This window comes from Flavobacterium sp. FlaQc-48, from assembly GCF_044007335.1.
Classification (GTDB): domain Bacteria; phylum Bacteroidota; class Bacteroidia; order Flavobacteriales; family Flavobacteriaceae; genus Flavobacterium.
Window position 1 is genome coordinate 363,288 of the sequence record NZ_JBIPCR010000002.1, and the last position, 20,009, is coordinate 383,296.

The 20,009-nt window shown below is 34.2% G+C and carries 22 protein-coding genes; all 22 read left to right on the top strand.

The annotated features are described in order from the left end of the window. Positions 1 to 365 precede the first annotated feature (365 nt). The 22 genes from ACHRWY_RS04695 to ACHRWY_RS04800 all read left to right on the top strand — a co-directional run bounded on the left by ACHRWY_RS04695 (position 366) and on the right by ACHRWY_RS04800 (position 19,849). Positions 366 to 1,973: an O-antigen ligase family protein gene (locus ACHRWY_RS04695; RefSeq protein WP_395353001.1), complete on the top strand. Its 1,608-nt coding sequence runs from the start codon at positions 366 to 368 to the stop codon at positions 1,971 to 1,973. Positions 1,974 to 2,020: 47 nt separating this feature from the next. Further along, on the top strand, positions 2,021 to 3,562 hold the full coding sequence (locus ACHRWY_RS04700; protein ID WP_395353003.1) for a transglutaminase domain-containing protein: 1,542 nt from the start codon (positions 2,021 to 2,023) through the stop codon (positions 3,560 to 3,562). Between the two features lie 43 nt (positions 3,563 to 3,605). Then, entirely contained in the window at positions 3,606 to 4,901 is a 1,296-nt protein-coding gene (locus ACHRWY_RS04705; RefSeq protein WP_395353005.1) for a hypothetical protein, read from the top strand. A gap of 112 nt (positions 4,902 to 5,013) precedes the next feature. Continuing rightward, entirely contained in the window at positions 5,014 to 6,573 is a 1,560-nt protein-coding gene (locus ACHRWY_RS04710; RefSeq protein WP_395353007.1) for a T9SS type A sorting domain-containing protein, read from the top strand. A 5-nt stretch (positions 6,574 to 6,578) separates the two neighbouring features. Then, on the top strand, positions 6,579 to 8,174 hold the full coding sequence (locus ACHRWY_RS04715; RefSeq protein ID WP_395353008.1) for a hypothetical protein: 1,596 nt from the start codon (positions 6,579 to 6,581) through the stop codon (positions 8,172 to 8,174). Between the two features lie 17 nt (positions 8,175 to 8,191). After that, positions 8,192 to 8,716 (top strand): hypothetical protein, encoded by a 525-nt coding sequence (locus tag ACHRWY_RS04720; RefSeq protein ID WP_395353010.1) that lies wholly within the window; start codon positions 8,192 to 8,194, stop codon positions 8,714 to 8,716. Positions 8,717 to 9,114: 398 nt separating this feature from the next. After that, a complete protein-coding gene (locus ACHRWY_RS04725; protein ID WP_395353012.1) occupies positions 9,115 to 9,609 on the top strand; it encodes a hypothetical protein in 495 nt (164 codons plus the stop codon). 520 nt (positions 9,610 to 10,129) lie between these two features. Beyond that, a complete protein-coding gene (locus ACHRWY_RS04730; RefSeq protein WP_395353014.1) occupies positions 10,130 to 10,501 on the top strand; it encodes a hypothetical protein in 372 nt (123 codons plus the stop codon). A 306-nt stretch (positions 10,502 to 10,807) separates the two neighbouring features. After that, on the top strand, positions 10,808 to 11,335 hold the full coding sequence (locus tag ACHRWY_RS04735) for a hypothetical protein (RefSeq protein WP_395353016.1): 528 nt from the start codon (positions 10,808 to 10,810) through the stop codon (positions 11,333 to 11,335). A 277-nt stretch (positions 11,336 to 11,612) separates the two neighbouring features. Beyond that, positions 11,613 to 12,005: a hypothetical protein gene (locus ACHRWY_RS04740; protein WP_395353018.1), complete on the top strand. Its 393-nt coding sequence runs from the start codon at positions 11,613 to 11,615 to the stop codon at positions 12,003 to 12,005. A 137-nt stretch (positions 12,006 to 12,142) separates the two neighbouring features. Then, complete coding sequence (locus ACHRWY_RS04745; protein WP_395353020.1) at positions 12,143 to 12,424, top strand: hypothetical protein; 282 nt, start codon at positions 12,143 to 12,145, stop codon at positions 12,422 to 12,424. Between the two features lie 500 nt (positions 12,425 to 12,924). Beyond that, entirely contained in the window at positions 12,925 to 13,341 is a 417-nt protein-coding gene (locus tag ACHRWY_RS04750; protein WP_395353021.1) for a hypothetical protein, read from the top strand. Positions 13,342 to 13,581: 240 nt separating this feature from the next. After that, positions 13,582 to 14,082 (top strand): hypothetical protein, encoded by a 501-nt coding sequence (locus ACHRWY_RS04755; RefSeq protein ID WP_395353024.1) that lies wholly within the window; start codon positions 13,582 to 13,584, stop codon positions 14,080 to 14,082. A gap of 71 nt (positions 14,083 to 14,153) precedes the next feature. Then, entirely contained in the window at positions 14,154 to 14,906 is a 753-nt protein-coding gene (locus tag ACHRWY_RS04760; protein ID WP_395353026.1) for a hypothetical protein, read from the top strand. A 58-nt stretch (positions 14,907 to 14,964) separates the two neighbouring features. Further along, a complete protein-coding gene (locus tag ACHRWY_RS04765; RefSeq protein WP_395353028.1) occupies positions 14,965 to 15,504 on the top strand; it encodes a hypothetical protein in 540 nt (179 codons plus the stop codon). 219 nt (positions 15,505 to 15,723) lie between these two features. Beyond that, a complete protein-coding gene (locus tag ACHRWY_RS04770) occupies positions 15,724 to 15,846 on the top strand; it encodes a hypothetical protein (RefSeq protein ID WP_395353030.1) in 123 nt (40 codons plus the stop codon). 280 nt (positions 15,847 to 16,126) lie between these two features. Then, on the top strand, positions 16,127 to 16,351 hold the full coding sequence (locus ACHRWY_RS04775) for a hypothetical protein (RefSeq protein WP_395353031.1): 225 nt from the start codon (positions 16,127 to 16,129) through the stop codon (positions 16,349 to 16,351). Positions 16,352 to 16,402: 51 nt separating this feature from the next. Beyond that, entirely contained in the window at positions 16,403 to 16,960 is a 558-nt protein-coding gene (locus ACHRWY_RS04780) for a hypothetical protein (RefSeq protein WP_395353033.1), read from the top strand. Positions 16,961 to 17,212: 252 nt separating this feature from the next. Next, positions 17,213 to 17,608 (top strand): hypothetical protein, encoded by a 396-nt coding sequence (locus tag ACHRWY_RS04785; RefSeq protein WP_395353035.1) that lies wholly within the window; start codon positions 17,213 to 17,215, stop codon positions 17,606 to 17,608. A gap of 233 nt (positions 17,609 to 17,841) precedes the next feature. Then, positions 17,842 to 18,477, top strand: a complete 636-nt coding sequence (locus ACHRWY_RS04790) for an SOS response-associated peptidase (protein WP_395353037.1) — start codon at positions 17,842 to 17,844, stop codon at positions 18,475 to 18,477. Positions 18,478 to 18,488: 11 nt separating this feature from the next. Continuing rightward, positions 18,489 to 18,911 (top strand): hypothetical protein, encoded by a 423-nt coding sequence (locus tag ACHRWY_RS04795; RefSeq protein ID WP_395353038.1) that lies wholly within the window; start codon positions 18,489 to 18,491, stop codon positions 18,909 to 18,911. Positions 18,912 to 19,306: 395 nt separating this feature from the next. Next, positions 19,307 to 19,849 carry a hypothetical protein gene (locus ACHRWY_RS04800; protein ID WP_395353040.1) on the top strand — a complete coding sequence of 181 codons (543 nt, stop codon included), beginning with the start codon at positions 19,307 to 19,309 and terminating at the stop codon, positions 19,847 to 19,849. The last annotated feature ends 160 nt before the right edge of the window (positions 19,850 to 20,009 follow it).

Genomic DNA, 20,009 nt, shown 5'->3' on the forward strand with positions numbered 1-20,009 from the left:
TTTAAAATAGTGTTCAAGTAAAAATTTTAACCAGTTAAAACGTATAATTTTAAGTGCAGTAAACCCCAATGAAATTACACACTTCTTTTTTTGAACAATGCAGCACTTTTATATTTCTTGCTCTTATAGGTGCAGGACTTATCAATTTCGAGTTTTTTTCTACCGCAGTGAACTTTGCTTATTTTGGTTTCTGCATAGTGACATTACTTTTTGTCATATCATATCATTTTTATTCTGCCTTAAAAAAAACGATTAGACTCACAGCCCCAGTGCTGTTCTTTGGATTGTGGTGCTTATATATTGTATTGCGTAGCTTTTCCATGGCAGGATCGCTCTTCTTTGTCCTTTATATTGTTATTCTTTTTTTGTTATTAATTAGTGCAGCAGCTCTTTTTAGCAGCCCTTCCTTTAATAGCAATAGATTCTTTAGCGGTATTGCAGTGATAGCTACTTTAGAATCGCTTTATTGTATGGGACAATACGGGGGATGGTTTAAAAGTCAAAATATTCTTTTCCCTGTTACAGGGTCCTGGGTAAATCCAAATGTCACTGCAATGTTTTTAGCCCTCGCGATACCTGTTTTTCTGTTTTTATTTCGAAGTAAATACGGCAGGATAAGTCAGTTTAGCTTTATTATACTAGTGGCAGCCTTGTATTTACTCAAATGCCGCGCGGCATTGATCGGAGCAGTGGTCTCAGCGGTACTATTTTATGGATTGGAATACCAATTTATCAATTGGTTAAAAAACAAAAAAAACAGATTCACCCTCAGGGCTTTAATTATAATTGGGATACTGATAATTATCCCGCTGGGCTCAACGCTCTATAATGCTAAAAAAGCTTCTGCAGAGGGTAGAAAATTTATCTGGAAAATATCCAGCCTTATGATATTGGACAAACCTCTAACGGGTTATGGTTATGGGTATTTTGAAAAAGAATACAACTTATTTCAGGCAGATTATATCCAAAAAGGCAAGGCTACTGCCAAAGAATTAGAAAATGCGGGTCCGGTGGAGGTAGCACATAACGAATTTTTTCAAAATGCAGTTGAAGGCGGCTTTTTGGGTCTTTTTTTGGCAAGTTTATTTTTTGGTTCGCTTCTTTTTACAATAAGACAAAGGAAAAAAATCGATACACATGAAATAGACAGCATCGCTGAAGACGTACTTAGCGCAAAAGCAAACGATGATTATTTCAATGCAAGTTATGCGGCCGTTATTGGCTTTATAGCCATGTCTTTTTTTGAATTTACCATGCAAGCCATCCCTGTTATGGGCTTGTTAACTATTTATTCAGCTGTGGTATGCAGCAAACTTAAACCACTGCAGCTTTCCTCGAAGCCCACTTTTCTGGAAAATAACAAGATCTTCTCCATAGTATTTAAAATTGCAATCATTCTCATGGGGCTGCATTTATTGTGCCTCGTTATTAGGATTGCCGGGGCAGACAGGCAAAATAAAAAAGCATCATTATTTAAAAATGAAGGCCGCTACGAAAAGGCCATGAAAATCATGCCCGCATTAGCCCCTTACCTAAAAGGAGACAGCAATTACTGGAAAAATTATGGTAGTCTCTATTTTAGTGGTGGTAATTACCCCTCAGCGATAGTCTGTCTTGCACAAGCAAAGAAAACGAGTTCTTCTTGTGAATTGTATCTGGGAATGGGGATTTGCTATGAGAAATTAAAGCAGTATCCCGCCGCGATTGCGCAATACAAGCAATTAGTATCGCTGCATCCGGGAAAATTCAGTTATCGTTTCAGGCTAATGAATACTTACTTAAAAAGCAAAGACACTTTAAAAACCATTGCTGCTGCCCAGGGTATTTTAGACCTGCATCCAAAAATTCCATCCGATAAGGTATTGTATTATAAAAGACAAGCAGTCAGGGTGTTGAGTTCCCTTCGAGCCAAACCAGTTCCCATCAATAGAGTACAGCCTGCTGCTAATCATTTTTTACAAAACAAAGAATAAACAAAACCAAAAGTATAGACACATTTTTAAACCTTCAAAAATCAATTATGCGACCACTATTATCTTTTTTCAGTTCATTGAGGCTAGCGCTGCTTGCGGGCGTATCTTCGATGAGCCTTTTTGCCCAGCATCCTGACGCGGTAGAGCAAAACCTTAAAAAGGCGGGAGAGAATCGCCCCGAATTAGAAAAAGCCATCAGCTATTGTCAAAAAACCGGTGATTCAGAAAAACTCAAAGCCATGTATTTTTTGATTGCCAATATGGACATTCACACCACTTCGGATTATTATTGGGAAAATAAGGAAGGAGAAAAAATAGCCTATAACGAACTGAATTATCCTGATTTTGAGCAGGCATCAATAGCCTTTGAAGCTATTAAAGAAAAAAATCCGGGTCTGCATCCCAAAACTGTTATTTATAAAGACCTGGAAACCCTCAAAGGTGATCTGCTAATTGATAATCTAGAAAAATCCTTTGCAGCATGGAAAAGCTCTCCAGTGAAGGATATCTCCTTTGAGGAGTTTTGCCAGTACATTTTACCGTATCGCATTGGGGTAGAACCGGTTCAAAATTGGCGTGCTGCCTATGGCGCAAAGTTCAACTGGATACCCAATAAAGTACAGGACGTTGGCCTGGAAGCCACAATACCTTATTTAGCAGACGAAGCGTACTCCTGGTTTACCAATACCTGGGGAAAAGGGGGACGAAAAGAACCACTTCCGGAGTTGGGAAGTATGCAGCTCCTTATGCGCAAGCAGGGCACTTGCGGGGATCTGGCTAATTTAGGGGTTTTTACGATGCGTTCTGCAGGAATTCCCGCTACTGTAAGTTTGATTCCTTATTGGGCTACTTCTACTGGAGGACATACCACAAATACTTTTTTTGACCGCAATAATAAAGCAGTCGCTTTTGATTACGGCTCAAAAGAAATCAACACAAAACTTCAAAGAGAACCCGCTAAAGTATTGCGTTATACTTACTCCAAACAGTCTGAAACCCTGGCTAGTTTTGAGAATCAAAATAACATTCCCAGAGGCTATCTCCAAGATCAAAATTATATCGATGTTACTTCGGATTATTGGCCAACCAGAGATGTGAAATACAACAGTTTATACCCTGTAGCTGATACTCCAAAAACAGTGTATATCTCCACTTTTAACGGTCTGAAATGGCAGCCCTTTTGGTGGGGGAAAGTAAACGGAAATCAGACCCAGTTCAATAAAATAGCAATGGGTACGGTAATTCTTCCGCAATATTACAGCAATGAAAAAATGGCCCCGGCCGGTCCACCGATCCTTATAGGGGATAAAGAGAATCGATTGCTGGTTCCCAATCTTGCAGTAACGCGCGATGTATTGATTACCCAATTGGCCAATTATCTCATTTTCAAACCAAATGTAACTTACAAACTGTTTTACTGGAATGACTCCTGGAGGCTCATTGACTCCCAGACAGCTGCTGAAAATATCCAATCCTTATTATTTAAAAAGGTTCCTACAAATGCTTTATTGCTGCTTTTATCCAGCGCTTCAAAAGGACTTGAGCGTCCCTTTGTGGTTGATGATAAAGGCGAGCGAACCTGGTTTTAATAAAAATCAAAATAAAAATACAATCTATTAAAAACAAATACAAATGAAAACAAAAATCATGAAAACTTGGCTGCTGGGACTTTGTTTGTTTTTGCCTCTTAGCCATCAAGGGCAAATAAGCCCCAAGACAATTAAGGGTTTTCCCGCCCATGTTCTGTTCAAAATAGATCAAGTGACCTCCAGGATAAAACTCAGTGAGGAAAAACAAATCAAATTAGCAAAAAAAATAGTGAGTATGGACAGTCTGGCTACTCTTGGATTTACCAAAGGAGAAACTGTTGCTGAACTGAAGAAGAAATATTTCAACCTGGATAGGAAAGCATTAAAGGACTTGCTCTCAGCCGAAGAAGCGGATGAGTATTTCTATCAAATAGATGAGAAAAATAGATTTTTGGTGGCCTTACATCAGGCTGCAAGATTAAAACTTGAACCAACGCAGGTTATCCAGATTAGAAAGGAAAATGCAGTTTTAGATTCTCTTAATCTTGTGGATGAAGTCCCTAGAAACGCCTATTGTAATCAAAAACTCGAACCCATACTGGACAAGAAACAATATGCTTCTTTGATATTTTTTTTATACGCTAAAACATCCCTTGAAGAGACAAACAAAGTATGGAAAAAAATCCAAGCCTTACAGTTAATCGCCCCTAAGGATACAGCTGCTGTATTTAAGGAATTACTAGGTTTTAATTTGCATAAAAACAGAATTCTCGATACAGAGGCGCAGAAATATGATACCAAAAAAACAGATGAACTAAGAAACCTTATCACGTACGAAAAACGTCCCGCGGTTATGTTTCGATACCAAATTCTCTCTGATGAATCTTACAGGGCAAATCTTTTTTCAACCTCTATTAAATACGAAAAAGAGCTCAGTCTTAGCCAGACCCAGATTGACACCTTGCTCTCAAAATACAAGAAGCTGGAACTGACAAAATTAAGGGATATCTATAAAAAACAAGCCTTTAATAAGGCAAATGAATATGCACTTTTCGAGAACAGCAATATCGTTAAAATTCTGGATCCACAACAAATAGTGCAATTACTGATTTGTAAAAATAAAAGAAATGCTGGAGAAATGGCAATATATAGCTGGGGAGAGCTCGAGAAAAAAGGACTTGTAAAGGATTTAGATAAAAATGCCACACTAAAAGATTTTGCTAATTATCAGTTGCGATATTTAGTAGCAGTTGAACAGCTAAGGATGAATAACAATCAGATTAATCTCTTTCGCAAAAGGGATGTAGAGCTCAAAAAACCCCTGCTCTTAAAACAACTCGATGAGCTCAAAAATGTTGAAAACAATCAAAGAAGCACTAAAAATGAGTTGAAGTGGTAGTTTTTGATTGGAGTAGAGATAAACAAAAGTACCTGCGCAAAGGGCCTCTCTCTTCTTGTCAGAGTAGCAGGTTGGAGCAAAAACAATATTAATTTAAAAACCAATACAACCAATGAGAAAAAAAGTTAAAACAGGAGTTTGGCTGTTGCTGCTCTTAGGGAGCATGCATTGTTTTTCACAAGAAAAACCAGTGCAAAATAAAGACTTAAAGGCTGCCAGAATGCAGCTCATTGAAGGCAGCACAAAATACAATCCCGCAGCGGCGCTGGCGATCTATCAGAAAGAAGCTGACAAGGGTAATGCAGAAGCGATGAATGGATTAGGGCTTATTTACAGTAGAGGCATGGGCGTTGAAGTAAATGAAAGTCTGGGACTGGAGTGGTTTGAGAAAGCAGGTCAAAACGGTTACGCCAAAGCATACTCCAATATAGCCCTGTTATACAAAGATGGAGTTGGAACTGCTAAAGATGAGGCCAAAGCCCTGGAATATTACAAAAAATCCGCGCAGGGAGGTTATGAAAAAGCCTACTATAGCTGGGGTAAAATGCTCAAAGATGGTCTGGGCACAAACCAGGATTATGTGCAGGCGATGGAGGTTTTCAGGCAGGGAGCCGAAAAAGGGGAGGTGCATTGTCTCTATGGGCAAGGGTATTTACATTACAAGGGATTTGGTACACCGCAAGATTATAATAAAGCAATTGACTTTTTTGAGCAATCGGCAGACAAAGGTGATGCGGTGGGTATCTATATGCTGGGTTACTGTTATCGTAATGGCTATGGAGTTACAATTGACGAGGAAAAAGCTAAGAACTATTTTAGAAAATCCGCCGCTTTAGGTTTCCAAAGAGCCAATGTAGAACTATCCCAGCCCCGGGCTGAGAACGCAGCTCCAGGCCAGACTAAAACGGTTTCGGCTCCACTGCCGGAAGAGGTGGAGAATGCCCCAACGGCAATCCCTGGCACGCTTAAAAAAGTAAAGCAGAAAATCAGTAAGGGTGATATCAGTGGCGCCTATACCGGTCAGCTGATGCGATACGATTGGAGCGGGCAAAATATTTTGAGCAAAACCTCCATTAAAGTAGCCCTTAATCAGCAAGGCAAAACCTTAGACGGCATATGGGTGGAGCAAGCAGGAGATTCTGTTGGCTTCAAGGCCGTTATAGATGAGAAGAGTATCAGGTTTACTGATTCGAAGATTGACCGTGCGAATCATTATGTGAATCCCACTATTAGCACTTACCAGTTTAATCAGGCGCAGTTGCAAATAATAGAAAACCAGGGAGACCTTTATATTGCCGGGAACCTGCAACTCTATAATATACAACAAAGAGAGAATGAAAAACCCATGTACATCATCCTGCAAAGAAAAGACGAGCAAACAGAAGCTTCACCTGCAGTAGCCGCCCAACAGGCCGTTGTTTCCCACATGGTGGTTTATCCTAATCCGGTAACAGCGGAAAGCTTTAACCTGAGTTTTAAACTCAAAGAGCAAACACCTATCAAGGTACGTATTTATGACCTTAATGGAATTTTAAGATTCGAGCAGCAATTGAGTACTGATAATACTGAATTACAAGAGCAGACAATTCCCTTTTCTGCCCCTTCGGGCAATTACATCCTGAACCTATATTACAACGAGCAGGTACTCAGGACTATTTTAATTAAAAAATAAAAGCAATGAAGCAAAAATATTTTATATTAGTATTCATGTTCTTATGTATGCTTTGTGGACATGGGAGTTATGCGCTTACCAGCGGTGAGAGTGACATTGATGAGTGGTCTGATTTCAATCATGATGGGATACCTGATATTTTTCAACTAGACGATGTTGTTATTACTGGTCCTGGTAATCCTGTGGATTCGCATGATCCTTGTGATCCTTCGAGTTCATCTTATGATTACTATACTTGTAATGGTGTGGGTAATGATTCGGGAGATCCGTGTGATCCTTTTAGTAGTGCTTATGATTATTCCATTTGTTATGGGAATGATTCAGGAGATCCTTGTGATCCTTTTAGTTATGCTTATGATTATAACGTTTGTTATGGAAATACAGGAGGAGGTGATCCACCGATGCCAAACAATTGCGCAACTACATGTGATGACGGATTTATACAAAATGAGGATTGTTCGTGTATAAAAAAAGTAGATGATGATTGTAAAGAGTTTAAAAAAAGTAAAGAATTCGAGGCATCATCAATATTATACAATCCTGGACAAGTCATCAGTTTTGAAGGGCCATTTTACTTTTCAAGCCTAGCAGAGATACCGAAAAACATAAAGAAAGATACTCAAAATGCAGCTGATTTAATAAGTGGGTACAATATTATACAACATGGCAATTATTATGAAATACCTTCTTTGAATTATAAATTCAATATACAGGCCAGTTTTGCTGGTGGATCTGTAGGTGGCTTCATGGGTAAAGATTGTCCTGGTGATACTACACCTCCTCCCACAATTAACATCTATGGATATAGTTCTAATAATGAAGACTCTATTGGCAATGAGGATACCGGATTCTATCAAAATACAGGTGATTTTTCCCAGAATAGTCCACTCCCGGATGACGAAAGCAAAGCAGGTGGTCTAACTAAAGCTGATGCGAAACAACTTCAAAGTGACATTTTCAATGTTTTGGATAAAAGTCCAAAATTTAATAAGTTTAAAGCTTTGATAACAAGAGGTGTCAAAAACAACAAAGCATATTTTTCTAAAATACCACAAGATAAATTGGACGAGGCACTCCAAGATTTAGACGAGGGAGACCAGAAGATTTTTGCAACCATTGTAGCCAATACCATCAACTCGGATAAACCTATGATTGTACAGTATTTTACTACACATACTTTGCTTAAATATACTGATGGAACTATGGTTTCAACTGATTACAATATAGTTCTACAGCTTCTTGTCTTGCCTCCTAAATTGGAAACTGTTTTGATGGGTTCGGGAGATGGGCTTACTTCATCAGAATTATTAGCATTTTGGCGCAGTGGTGCAACTACAGCATATAACGGAGGTACTGCTTCATTTTTAGATACAACATCTAATTACTATGATGAGGCCACAGCACTCCATGAGTTTTTTGGGCACGGAAGACCAGTATCTATAGAATCACCAAGTACAAAGCATAATCCCGATGACGCTATTTTGTTTGAAAATTTGGTATGGCGTTTGTTAGGAAAACCCGACAAACAAAAAAATGGCAAAAACCATGATAAGTTTATTGTTATACCCAACTACACAACTGCTTTACCTTCATTTAGATAAATTTAAAAAACACAAATATGAAAACAATAACTTTAATATTAATGAGTTTGATTACCAATGTATTTTATGCTCAAAGCACAGATGAAATAGAATTTTCAAGCAGAGTAAATAGTTTTGTAACTAATAATATCTCTAGTTTACAGGGAAAGGACTATTTTATTTTGCAAGCAATAGAAGGCCAGATCGCTGTCATTAGTAGAATTAATGGTATCTATACTTACTATAATTTACAACTTGGAAGTAATGAAGCAGATGTGGATAAAATTATAGATACTAGAACTGTAAGTTATAAACCTGTACTAGATAAAATATTTATTAATTTTGTACCTAAAGTTGGAGTAAAAAAATATTTAAGCGAATATGGTCCTGTATCATACAGGGATTCATTTGGTGCTTTTTATATAGCGATATATAAAAATGGTGTTAAAACATTTGATACTACTGCACTTTCAAAACTGAAAACAGATAGAGAAAGCCCTATAGATGATGAGATATTAAATTTTATTTACGACTATTTAGTTGTTAATCCTGACAAACTATAATCTTAAAAGCAATCAAAAAAATAAAAACTACATATGTAAAATGGTGTAGCTTTTGTGTAAAATTACACTACTCAATTTAACGGAGGTACTGCTTCATTTTTAGATATAACATCTAATAAGTATGATGAATCCCGATCGCTCGGATGTGCAAAAAAAACTCTCGTGAACGGATAGCGCAGAATTGCATTCTGTGCCCACAAAGTCGAGCAATTCATAGCTTTCAATAAAAGCTACAACCTTAAAAAAGTTGTAGTTTTTTATGAAAAGCCTCAAAATAAAATGTAGTGCTTGTGATGAAAACATAAAACAATAATCCAAAATTATAATACGCCTTACCCACATTTAGATAAATTTTAAATATAAAGCTAAAGATTTGAAAAACATTAACTTTAATATTAATGAGCATGATTACAAGTATGTTTTACGCTCAAAGTACAGATGAAATTGAATCATTTGATAGAGCAAACAAGACAGTATTAAGTGCTATACCTCATTTAATGGGAAAAGACTATTTTATATGGGAAGGGAAAGTAGGACAAATGACTGTTATTAGCAAGATTAATAATATCTATACTTACTATAATTTAGAACTTGGGCGTACAGAAGCAGCTGGGGATAAAATTATAGATACTCGAACTATAAATTATAATCCTGTTTTGGATAAAATATTTACAACTTTTGTACCCAAAGCTGGAGTAACAAAATATCAAAGTGTGTATCCAAGAGAATTTTTGCAATTAACTTACTACTTTGCTATATACAAAAACGGAGTCAAAACATTTGATACTTGTTTTCCTCATACAGTTAACGGTGTTTATATAGAGAGTCCAATAGATGACGAAACATTAGATTTTCTGTACGATAATGTATTAGTTAATCCTGATAAACTATAAAAATCCCCCGATTACCGAATCTTTTAGCGTGTTAGGTTGACTGAAGCAGAGATTATGTAGTCATATTATAGTTTAAAAAAAACTGGTTAGTATTTATTTGCTAATCTCTACTCTTCTAAGTGTTCTTTAAAAACTGAACGCACAAAAAGTACATTGCGTTGCAGCGAATGTCTCTTACTTAGTAAATATAACAATGAGCAAATAGAAATCAATAAACTACGGCCTTAAAAGTTGTAGTTTTTTATGAAAAGCCTCAAAATAAAAAGTAGTACTTGTGATGAAGACATAAGAAATAAACCAATAATCCCAACCTATAATACTGCCTTACCCACATTTAGATAAATTTTAAAGATAAAGATATAAAACATTTTTTATAGCATTAACGTGTATATGTAGCACGCTATTTTATGCTCAAAGTACGGATGAAATAAATTCTTGCAATCGTTTCAATAATACATTATTAAATACATTACCAAGTTTATCTGGAAAAGATTATTTTATTTTTGAGCCTGGAATAGGATTGGTAGAATTATGTGTTGTTACCAAATCAAATAATGATTATATTTTTTATGAATTAAAATTTGGGACAGGACCATTATTTGAATTAAAACAAACTAAAACAATTGATATTAAGTACAAACCAGCTTTAGATAATATTTTTAACAATCTAAAACCAAAAATAGGAGTAAAGAGATATATGAGTGAATATGGCATTGAAATTAATCATTATGTTTTAAGTACTTGGTATTTCTCATTGTTTAAAAACGGTGCAAAAACATTTGAATTCTGGTTACCTAACTACTCATATAATAATAGTACAATCGAAATACCCTTGGATGATGAGCAAATTGAATTCATTATAAAATGTGGTATTAATCCTGATGAATTGTAGTTTTTTTTCAAATAGAAAATGTGATTGTTCCCATTCGTACCCAGCTTGACGAAGTGTTATTTTTAAAACTGAACGTTCTTTAGAATCAATACTTCTGTGCGAACTTCTCCTGATTTCGACCCACAAAGTCGAGCAACTCATAGGTTTCAATAAAAGCTACAACCTTAAAAAAGTTGTAGTTTTTTATGAGAAGCCTCAAAATAAAAAGTAGTACTTGTGATGAAGACATAAGAAATAAACCAATAATCCCAAACTATAATACGCCTTACCCACATTTAGATAAATTTTAAAGATAGAGATAAAGATATGAAAACAATTATTATACTATTTATGAGCATCCTTACAACGTCTTTTTATGCTCAAAGTCCAGAAGATATTGAGTTAGCTACAAGGATTAATAATATTGCCATAAACAACATCTCACATTTAGCAGGAAATGACTATTTTATTTTTGCTATGGATACAAGATTTAAAACGGTTATTAGTAAAATAAACAACACTTACACATACTATCTTTTAGACATGTATGGCACTGGTGGAAATGTAGAAATTAAAACTTCTAAAATAATTAATTCAAATCCTATTTTGGATAAAATATTTACAAATTTCGTACCCAAACCAAATGTTAAAAGATATGTAAGTGATTATGGTTATAATGTATTTAAAACTTACATACTATTTACAACTTATTTTGCAATATACATAAATGGAGTCAAAACATTTGATACTTGTTTACCTGGGAAACTAGATGGTAATGTGATAGAAAGTCCTATTGATGATGAAACATTAGATTTCCTGTACGATAATGTATTAGTTAATCCTGACAAACTATAAAAATCCCCCGATTACTGAATCCTTTCGTGTGTTAAATTGACTGGAGCAGAGATTATGTAGTCCTATTATAGTTTTAAAAAAACTGGTTAGTATTTTTATTTGCTAATCTCTGCTCTTCGAAGTGTTCTTTAAAAACTGAACGCACTAAAGGTTATTTCTAATTATTAACCAGATTAGGAGCATGAAGCAGTATTGCCCTTTTAGTGGTTGGAATGCTAAGAGGGTTTTAATTAGTAGGCTAGCTTTTAATAAACCAAAAATGAAAAATATAATAATCATGAAAACAATAATAAAAATTATCACTATTATTTTATTAGTATTATCAAATAATAGTACAAGAGCTCAAACTCCAATAACTAGAGATTATTTAAAAAGCAGAACATGGATATTAAATGAAGGTTTAAAAGCAACGATGCAAATTACTGATACTGAAATTATTTATTATATTAACGATGAATTTCTAACATCTGAAAAATACTATATCTCTGATAAGAGTTGTACAGAGGAATCTTTTGATCTAGCTAAAGTAGGTTTGATTTCGACGGGTAATTATATTCATTATGAAAAAAGTTCTTGTGTCTACATTGAATTTGTAAATTCTTCGGCATTTAAAAAAAGATATTCTGATCCAATAAGTTCTGATTGGTCCTTAATTGAAGCAAAGCCTTAACTAAAAGTCTACTAAGATTCATTTAGTAACACATTATCAGTATAACTATTATATAATTTTTATCTAAGACAACCTTGTTAGCCAATTTTAAGTTAACAGGGGTATGTCTTTAAAACAGAAAATGAACAAATGAACAAATGGCTACCAGTTGGAGAATCAAAATATTTAATCAATTGCAAATAGATTTTCCTAATTTAAACCACGAAGATGCAGGTGCAATTGATAGCAATAGCCCTTCGAAAATTGAAGTTAGAATCGGTGATGAGTTTATTGATAATCATCTTTTAGGCTTACATCAAGTATATGATGATAATGGAAATTTACTCGAGTGGGACAATACATTAAATGATTTTAATGGTACTCCAAGTTATTTACCAGATGGATCATATCCTAGAGCCTTTGTAACTTTTTTAAATTAAAAACTATTATTTTACTTGATTAAATTTTTTAACAGTGAAATAAATGGTGCTTCTGTGATTGATAATCCTTTTGGGAAGATATTTTGTACAGCCGTAGTAAGTAAAGTCTTTTATATAACTCTGATAATTAATAGGTCCTGATATTACAAAAACGTTTCCGTAAATTAAAAACGTTTTCAGAAACGTTTCCGCAAATATTTTCTGAATTTGTAAGGTGAGGTATAAACTATATAATTAGTTTTAGGAGCCTGATCAAGTAGACACTTAAGATGTATAGCATAAAATCGAACAAGGAATATTCTTTAATTAGGAGATTTCAATGGGCATACCATCCGTGGAGGGTATGAAATTACTCTGGATTCTATTTATGTCGCTTTTCCAAGTGTATATGATCATTTTAGAACCCCAGATCCTGTAATGGTGATGGTAGTAGCTCGGGCTCTTGCGATTCAAGCCATCATTAAATAAACACCATATTAAAAATTTAATTAAAAAAATATATGAAATCATACAAATTAATATTGCTTCTAATCGTATCATTTTTTTACAGTAGAACCGCTTTTTGCCAAGGGAAAATTTATGAAGAGCAGGTCTCTGTAAAAGAACTTGTTGATCCCAGGTCGACAGAACTTGTTAAAAAAGAAAATGTGGATTTACAAAGTTTTGTTGAATCCATTTATATCAATTCCAGTAAATTGTACAACCAGGCACTCCCAGCGATAAAAAAAGGAGATTATTTTGTTGCCCTTGATGCGGGGGATGGTACAGAGTTTAAGCGTGTTATGACAAGTGAATTAAAAAATATTCCCTTGGATAAAATTGATGATCTAAGTTATCATAAATCGGTGATGTATGGAGCCTTGTTTGGTACTTACGCAGAATACTTTGGTATTATAGTAATTAAACTAAAAAAGTAAGAGTTGGCATTTCATGCGGATCGCATGGTCTTTGTGATCTTTGGAGTTCATCTTATGATTTCTACATGTGTAACGGTATGGGCAATGATTCAGGAGATCTGTGTGATCATTTTAGTAATGCTTATGATTATGCAATATGTTAGGGAGATAATGGAGGGAATGTAATTGTTCAAGGCACAAATAACACCAATAGCTCAAGTAAAGATTATCTTCAACGGACTTAAAACTAATATAAATAATATGAAATTATATATTTCAATTTTACTTATACTTTTGCTGGGTTGCAAAAGCATTACTACAACAAACGGTAGTCCAAAAGAAACAGCATCTGTACCAAAATACCGAAAATTAAAAACTGTAAAGGGTACAACTAATGACACCTTGGCTTACGTGAGAACCTCAATTATCGATAGGAAGAGTGAATACATTGGTAAAGAACTAAAGTTTTTATTAAATGACTTAGAGTTACCAATAAATAATTATTTAATAGGTTCTTCTCATATAAGAGGTATTAGTCCTGATATAGGTTTACAATTTTACCCTAAGAATGTCGTAAATTTAAAAATAGAAAACAGAACAGATCCTGTTATTCTCAATATTATATGGGAAACACCAGTACCTAAAGATGTTGTACTTCCTATGGTAATTAAGAATAAAGGTATTTGGACTAATGACGAAAAAGAATATTATGGCAAACAAATAGTAAAGGATATACTCTTAACTGATTATAAATTTCAATAAATCCAGTCCACTAGTTAATAGATATATGAATTTTGTATCAGTAAAAGATTTTAACGAATGTGATGAATATTATGTCTTCCATAAAAGCTAAAATTAGGGTCGTAATAGCGGCCCTAATTCTTGTTTTTACTGTCGTTATGATGTTCTCATTTATTCTTGAATCTGATAAAGAAGTAAGAAAACTAGTTTTAGTAACGTCCATACCAATGTTCACCGAAAGTGGTTTTGTAGATTTAATTGACAGTGTTTCTATTATCTATAAAAAAGATATGCTTCTATATGAACTAATGCCGACATATCAATATAATTTCGATAAGGCTGATTTATTAAAAAGTAAATATGCAAAATACAAATATTTTTTGCTAAAAAAAGGCGACAAGTATGGATATCTATTTGATTCGATTAACGCTTTAAAAGCGAAAAGATTTAAAACAGATTCTATTTTAAAGCGATCAGGATACTTAGATCAATCATTTTTTAAGCAAGATAAATACAGGCGAATAAAAACAACTATTAATAAAAAAGGATTTGCAAAAATGGAAACCTACATACCCATTGAGAGTTATAAAAACAAAGGCTGTGATACTATGGAGATTTTTTATACCAGTGGGTTAAAAAATATAGAATATAGCTTGTCGCACTATTTAGACAGTATCTCTGGATTAAAAGTTTGTATGTTAAAAATGAAATTTAATTCTAAGTTTGTTAAAGAAGCAGGTAGAACAATTCCTGCATCTGAAGTAATTCTTATCTTAAAAGAAGATTTAAGTAATCTTAGTCAATATGATGTCTTTATTAAAAACGTCTCTAAAAAACAATATTAATAGTACTGGTATTGATCTGAATGGCCTTTTAATTTTGAATGACTAGTTAACGCAATAATTGGAAATTATGGAACGCCTTGCACACATTAAAATTATATTTACAATTGTAGTGACACTTTTAGTTGCAAATTGCAGTTCTGCCCAGCACCAAATAGATAAAGATATCACTTTTAGTTTCAAAGGAAAAAACAACTATGTTCCGCTAAATACTTTTTTAGCCTATTATAAATTTGATCATGAAGACCTGCCAAAGTGCATGACGGCTTCGGGAGTATTTAAATTTCAAGTAACACCTATAGGAAAGATAGCCTCCATAGATGTAGAGGGAGATTTACCCGAAGATTTAATCAAACTCATAAAAGAGAGGATCATGCTTACTGAAGAGCATTGGGTTTTTAGTGATTCAATTCTAAAATCGGGCAAAAACATTGAATTTTATTATCCTTTTTATATGGAAATTAGTTTATTAGAAGACTGTAAAACAAATGTCCATGAATCTCAGGGTTTATTAATTAAATTATTTAGTGATCAAAAAATTTTGCATGTAAGGGATGAGATTTATTTTATAGCACCAGGTTTTTCAGGTACAATAAGATAATTCAGTATACTTTTCGAAGCATATTGCGAAAATAGATCATGTATATTACTATAAGAACGTACATGAAGATGTAGGGCTGTTCAAAAGCAGCAACCTCTTTTTTACTTTGGAAAATAAGCATAATAGATTACTGTTTATAAAATTAAATGCTAGTTTAAATTTGTTTCAAATTTTTCCTTTACCGAATAAATCCTAGGATCAACTAGCAAATTGCATAATATGATAGATAATGATAATGCAAATAATACCGGAATTACCGCAGATTTACAGCCTGTAAATACAAAACATATATATTTAAATAACGCAACAAATGGATATTATGGAACTCCTTACAACAATTAAAATTATATTTACCATTGTACTTTCTTTATTCATTGTAAATTGTATTACCGCCCAGCATCAGATAGATAAAGATGTTATTTTTAGTTATAAAGGAAAAAATGGATAAGCTGACCTAAATAGCTTTTTAGGCAATGTTAAATTTGATGAAAGTGGTGAAGAAAATTGTACGTCAGTTTCTGGAGTACTAAAATTTCAAATAACCACCAAAGGGAAAATAGCATCCGTAGATACAGAAGGGAATTTGCCTGATGATCTAATTAAAGCCCTAAAAGAAAGGATTATGCTTACTGAAGATCATTGGGTTTTTAGTGATTCAATTTTTACGACCGGTAAAAATATTGAATTTTATTATCCGGTATATATTGAACTGCCAGATAAATGTAATTTTAAAATTCACGAATCTTACGATTTACTAGAGCGATTATTTGAAAACCAAAAAGTTTTGCGCGTTAAAAATGAGATTTATTATATACAACCTGTGGTATGGCACGCAGAAATTAAATAGTTTAAAACCAAATGGTACAAAGATGTAATTATGAAACTTTAGCACAAACATATGAAAACGCAACAACACATTAAACTCGCACAACTAACAGCACTCATTTCATTCTTGCTAGGTACAGGTATTTTTGGATTTTACTTCCTGACTTCTTCCTTTGAACTGCTTTGTATTGTTTATAATTTTATCGTACTGACAGGTCTTGTTAACCTTTTAATATTGATTTCAATTTTAGTGAAGGCTAACAATGATAAATATAACAGGAAGAAAGTATTTACAACTTGCGGAGTTATGTTACTTAATATTCCTGTAATGCTTTTTTATTTATGGATTGCTGGTATTCTGCTCAATACAATGAGAATTACTTTCACCAACCCGACCCAAGCAACTTTGACAAACATAAATATTGTTGGTTGTGGTGGTGGACACATTGATACATTAGAAAGCGGAAAAAGCCAGACTGTCTGGGTTGAAATAACAGGCGACTGTTCTTTAAATATTAACTACTTATCAGATGGACTGCCAAAAGAAGAAAACGTAGCAGGTTATCTTACCCCACTCATGGGACAAAAAATGACACACAATATTGGCGGGCAAAACAAAAAACAATTTTGATAGATTTATAGGAATTTCATATCACTAAAATAGTATAGTCTATAGGATCAATAATAGGTCTTTGCTAAAAGTTAAAATTAGGGTCGTAATTTCGTCCCTGGTTCTCATTTAAACGAATCTTCCTGGATGTTTTTCAACTTAGTTTTTCAACAATATATTTATTATTTTTAAAAATTGTTCTAATTTGGAACATCTAATTTTATTTTACTGTTACATCTTGTTGCTAATTTTGTAGTTCTAAATTAGATGAAGATGAAAACGGATGTCCAAAAAGCAGTAGAAGTTGATGCTTATATATTAAAAGCATCGGGATTGATAAAGGAAAAAAGAGGCTATAATGCGTTGCTGAATTTGTTACAGTCTGGCACTTTAATGAATGAGCGACTTGGTATGCCTGACACAATGGAACTATGCAAAATTCTGATCCACTTAAAGTTTGATTATGAGTTTATTGCCAATGGCGTGAAGCTAACCGAGAATGCAAAGGTTAATTACTACAACACCGTCATGTATCCTCCCAAGGCTGAAGCTAGCCCTGAAAGAATTTATCAAAATAAACATGACCGCCGTTTAAGCGTTGGAAAAGAAGAAAGAGGCACCAGGCACTGGGGCAACCAAATTATGGCAGCCAAAAAGGATTCAGAATAGTAAAGCAACAAGCAGCAACAATGAAAAAGTCAATAATATCCAAATGGTTATTATTTCATATTTTGGTTCTCTGTAGAACTCGTCAAAGACTTTTTTTGTGTTTTCTCTGGCCTTAAAGAATTGATTCTCCAGTGGCTTTTTCATCGATTTGAATTTTAATTTGAGAAAAGTAATTATTTTTATTCTGGATAATCTTACGCAAAAAACGTAACTTTAGTAATAAAACGAATTTTATGTGTTATTATGTGGACGTGAAAACAACACCCAGTGAAGTAAAGAAAATTTTCAATGTCGGAATTAACCATGCTGATCAGTTTAAGACAGGTGAATTTATTAGTGGATTCACTCATCCCAACTTACCGGTTATCACCAATTTGCAGCCGGATTTAATTCAGACAGATTTTACCTGGGGTTTGCAACCCTCATGGGGGAAGGGGAAGGACCTTGAACTTCGAAAAGGGAAACTTAACGCAAGATTGGAGGAAATAGATCAAAAGGTATCCTATAAAAATATTACTTCAAATCGGTGTCTGATTTTGTCTACCAGTTATTGGGAATGGCGATGGCTGGATGAAAAAGGAAAGCAAAAAGAAAAGTATACTATTTTTTCGCAAAACGATGAAATCTTTGGTTTTGCCGGAATGTACGACTCGTGGTTGAACCCTGTAAATGGAGAGATTATGAGGACTTTTACAATGGTCACCACAGCAGCCAACGAACTGATGAGATACATTCATAACCATAAAAAAAGAATGCCAATTATAATAAACCGCGCTGATCAACAAAGCTGGCTGGACCCTAAAATTGATATTCAGGAATTTGCCTATCCAAATTACAACCAATCCCTTGTAGCTTTTGTAGCTGCATAAGAAATTAGAACATGGAAAACATAGAACAAATAGATACTACAGATTATTTTGCGCACCTCTCAAATGATGATTTAGTGACTTATTTTTCCCAGTTGCTCGGCTCGCGAATGGAACTTATACAATTTACTTATCCTGGCGAATTACTTGAAGAGGACGCTGCAATGATTGAACACTTAAAGCGATGTGAGGCAATCCTGTACGACAGACTACAAGGTATGCTTAACATGACTCTTGGCAGAGATGGACGCTTGCTTTCAAAGGAAGTGAAACAATTGAAATTCAAGGAGAAATCCATAGCATTATCCAAATTGTTTATGCCCATGGTCGAGCAATATTTCCAAGATGTATCGGTGCGATATATTGCTATTGATTCTGAGTTAATCGAAATTGACTTTTCGGGTCAGGATTATTCTAATGATAAGGGTGAACAGTAAGCTCTTTGCCATCTCAATGCAAATCTAAACGGGGTGACTTCTCAAAAAGGTCTACTATAAATTTCTCTATGTCGGTCTGAAAACCAATCATGCGCAATGGGTTCTTGAGTATCCCTAACTGAGAGGAATTCCATTTCCAGATTTCCCAGAATCAGCGCTTCTTTTTTTAAGTTATTTACCCAATAAAATAACTTTGTACACCTGTTTTCTACCTAGATTACCCTTTTAGTCTACTCTTTGTTTACTGCCAATTTTGCGCAGGGATTGTTATGTAAGATAATTTTGGGCCAGCTACTTTTTTAAGCTTTTGGCCGGCTTGTTAACTCAGCATGAAGAAAAAAAAAGCTCAGACAGATTTTATTTCAACTCCTGTTTTATTACCCTGAAAAATTAATATGAAAACACCAAGCAAAAATAATGTACAACTGTATTCTCTTATCAATAGCAATGGAAAAGTGAGAAGCAATATTGTTGGCCAAAGAAATCGAAGATTGGCAAAAAGAGGTGCGGGCAGGTATTTTCAAAAAACAAATGTAAAAACAATGACAAAGATTATAATGAGATTGATGGTAATGATGGTACTATTTTCTTTTAAATCAGCAATGGTTTGCCAACAGGACAACCCAATTATTGGTCAATGGGTATGGATAGAATCCAGACATGTTGATAATAAAAGTTATTTGACTAATCCAAAACAGACAGGATACAGCAAAAAAATCACTTTTACCAGTAATGGACATGTTATCACATACAAAAATGACTTGCAGATTAGAATCAGCAAGTACCAGCTCACAAGAGGTGTTAGTATCCTGGACAAGAAAGTTCATGACCTTATTACTTTTGAAGGTCTGACCTATGTTGTGGAAGAGCTCGACGATAAAAATTTAACTTTGGCAAGCAATACAAGTGATGGGTTCCGTTCGCGATTCTCTAAATAATTTTTTATAATAAAAAAAGGATCAAGGGCTATTTTTGATCATTAGCTCAAATGAATTTTAATAGTAAAGCCTATAATACTATTCATTGAAGCTCTCAGCAAGGCCAAGTAAGAATAACCCGCCGGTCGCAGTACAACCAACAATATCTTTTGGGTACCTA

Bases quoted from the DNA above. Each gene is read 5' to 3' on its own strand.
- ACHRWY_RS04705 (WP_395353005.1), top strand. From the start codon at position 3,606: ATGAAAACAAAAATCATGAAAACTTGGCTGCTGGGACTTTGTTTGTTT.
- ACHRWY_RS04735 (WP_395353016.1), top strand. From the start codon at position 10,808: ATGAAAACAATTATTATACTATTTATGAGCATCCTTACAACGTCTTTT.
- ACHRWY_RS04790 (WP_395353037.1), top strand. From the start codon at position 17,842: ATGTGTTATTATGTGGACGTGAAAACAACACCCAGTGAAGTAAAGAAA.
- ACHRWY_RS04745 (WP_395353020.1), top strand. From the start codon at position 12,143: ATGGCTACCAGTTGGAGAATCAAAATATTTAATCAATTGCAAATAGAT.
- ACHRWY_RS04785 (WP_395353035.1), top strand. From the start codon at position 17,213: ATGAAAACGGATGTCCAAAAAGCAGTAGAAGTTGATGCTTATATATTA.
- ACHRWY_RS04740 (WP_395353018.1), top strand. From the start codon at position 11,613: ATGAAAACAATAATAAAAATTATCACTATTATTTTATTAGTATTATCA.
- ACHRWY_RS04700 (WP_395353003.1), top strand. From the start codon at position 2,021: ATGCGACCACTATTATCTTTTTTCAGTTCATTGAGGCTAGCGCTGCTT.
- ACHRWY_RS04725 (WP_395353012.1), top strand. From the start codon at position 9,115: ATGAGCATGATTACAAGTATGTTTTACGCTCAAAGTACAGATGAAATT.
- ACHRWY_RS04760 (WP_395353026.1), top strand. From the start codon at position 14,154: ATGTCTTCCATAAAAGCTAAAATTAGGGTCGTAATAGCGGCCCTAATT.
- ACHRWY_RS04710 (WP_395353007.1), top strand. From the start codon at position 5,014: ATGAGAAAAAAAGTTAAAACAGGAGTTTGGCTGTTGCTGCTCTTAGGG.
- ACHRWY_RS04775 (WP_395353031.1), top strand. From the start codon at position 16,127: ATGCTTACTGAAGATCATTGGGTTTTTAGTGATTCAATTTTTACGACC.
- ACHRWY_RS04795 (WP_395353038.1), top strand. From the start codon at position 18,489: ATGGAAAACATAGAACAAATAGATACTACAGATTATTTTGCGCACCTC.
- ACHRWY_RS04750 (WP_395353021.1), top strand. From the start codon at position 12,925: ATGAAATCATACAAATTAATATTGCTTCTAATCGTATCATTTTTTTAC.
- ACHRWY_RS04720 (WP_395353010.1), top strand. From the start codon at position 8,192: ATGAAAACAATAACTTTAATATTAATGAGTTTGATTACCAATGTATTT.
- ACHRWY_RS04770 (WP_395353030.1), top strand. From the start codon at position 15,724: ATGATAGATAATGATAATGCAAATAATACCGGAATTACCGCAGATTTA.
- ACHRWY_RS04780 (WP_395353033.1), top strand. From the start codon at position 16,403: ATGAAAACGCAACAACACATTAAACTCGCACAACTAACAGCACTCATT.
- ACHRWY_RS04800 (WP_395353040.1), top strand. From the start codon at position 19,307: ATGAAAACACCAAGCAAAAATAATGTACAACTGTATTCTCTTATCAAT.
- ACHRWY_RS04715 (WP_395353008.1), top strand. From the start codon at position 6,579: ATGAAGCAAAAATATTTTATATTAGTATTCATGTTCTTATGTATGCTT.
- ACHRWY_RS04755 (WP_395353024.1), top strand. From the start codon at position 13,582: ATGAAATTATATATTTCAATTTTACTTATACTTTTGCTGGGTTGCAAA.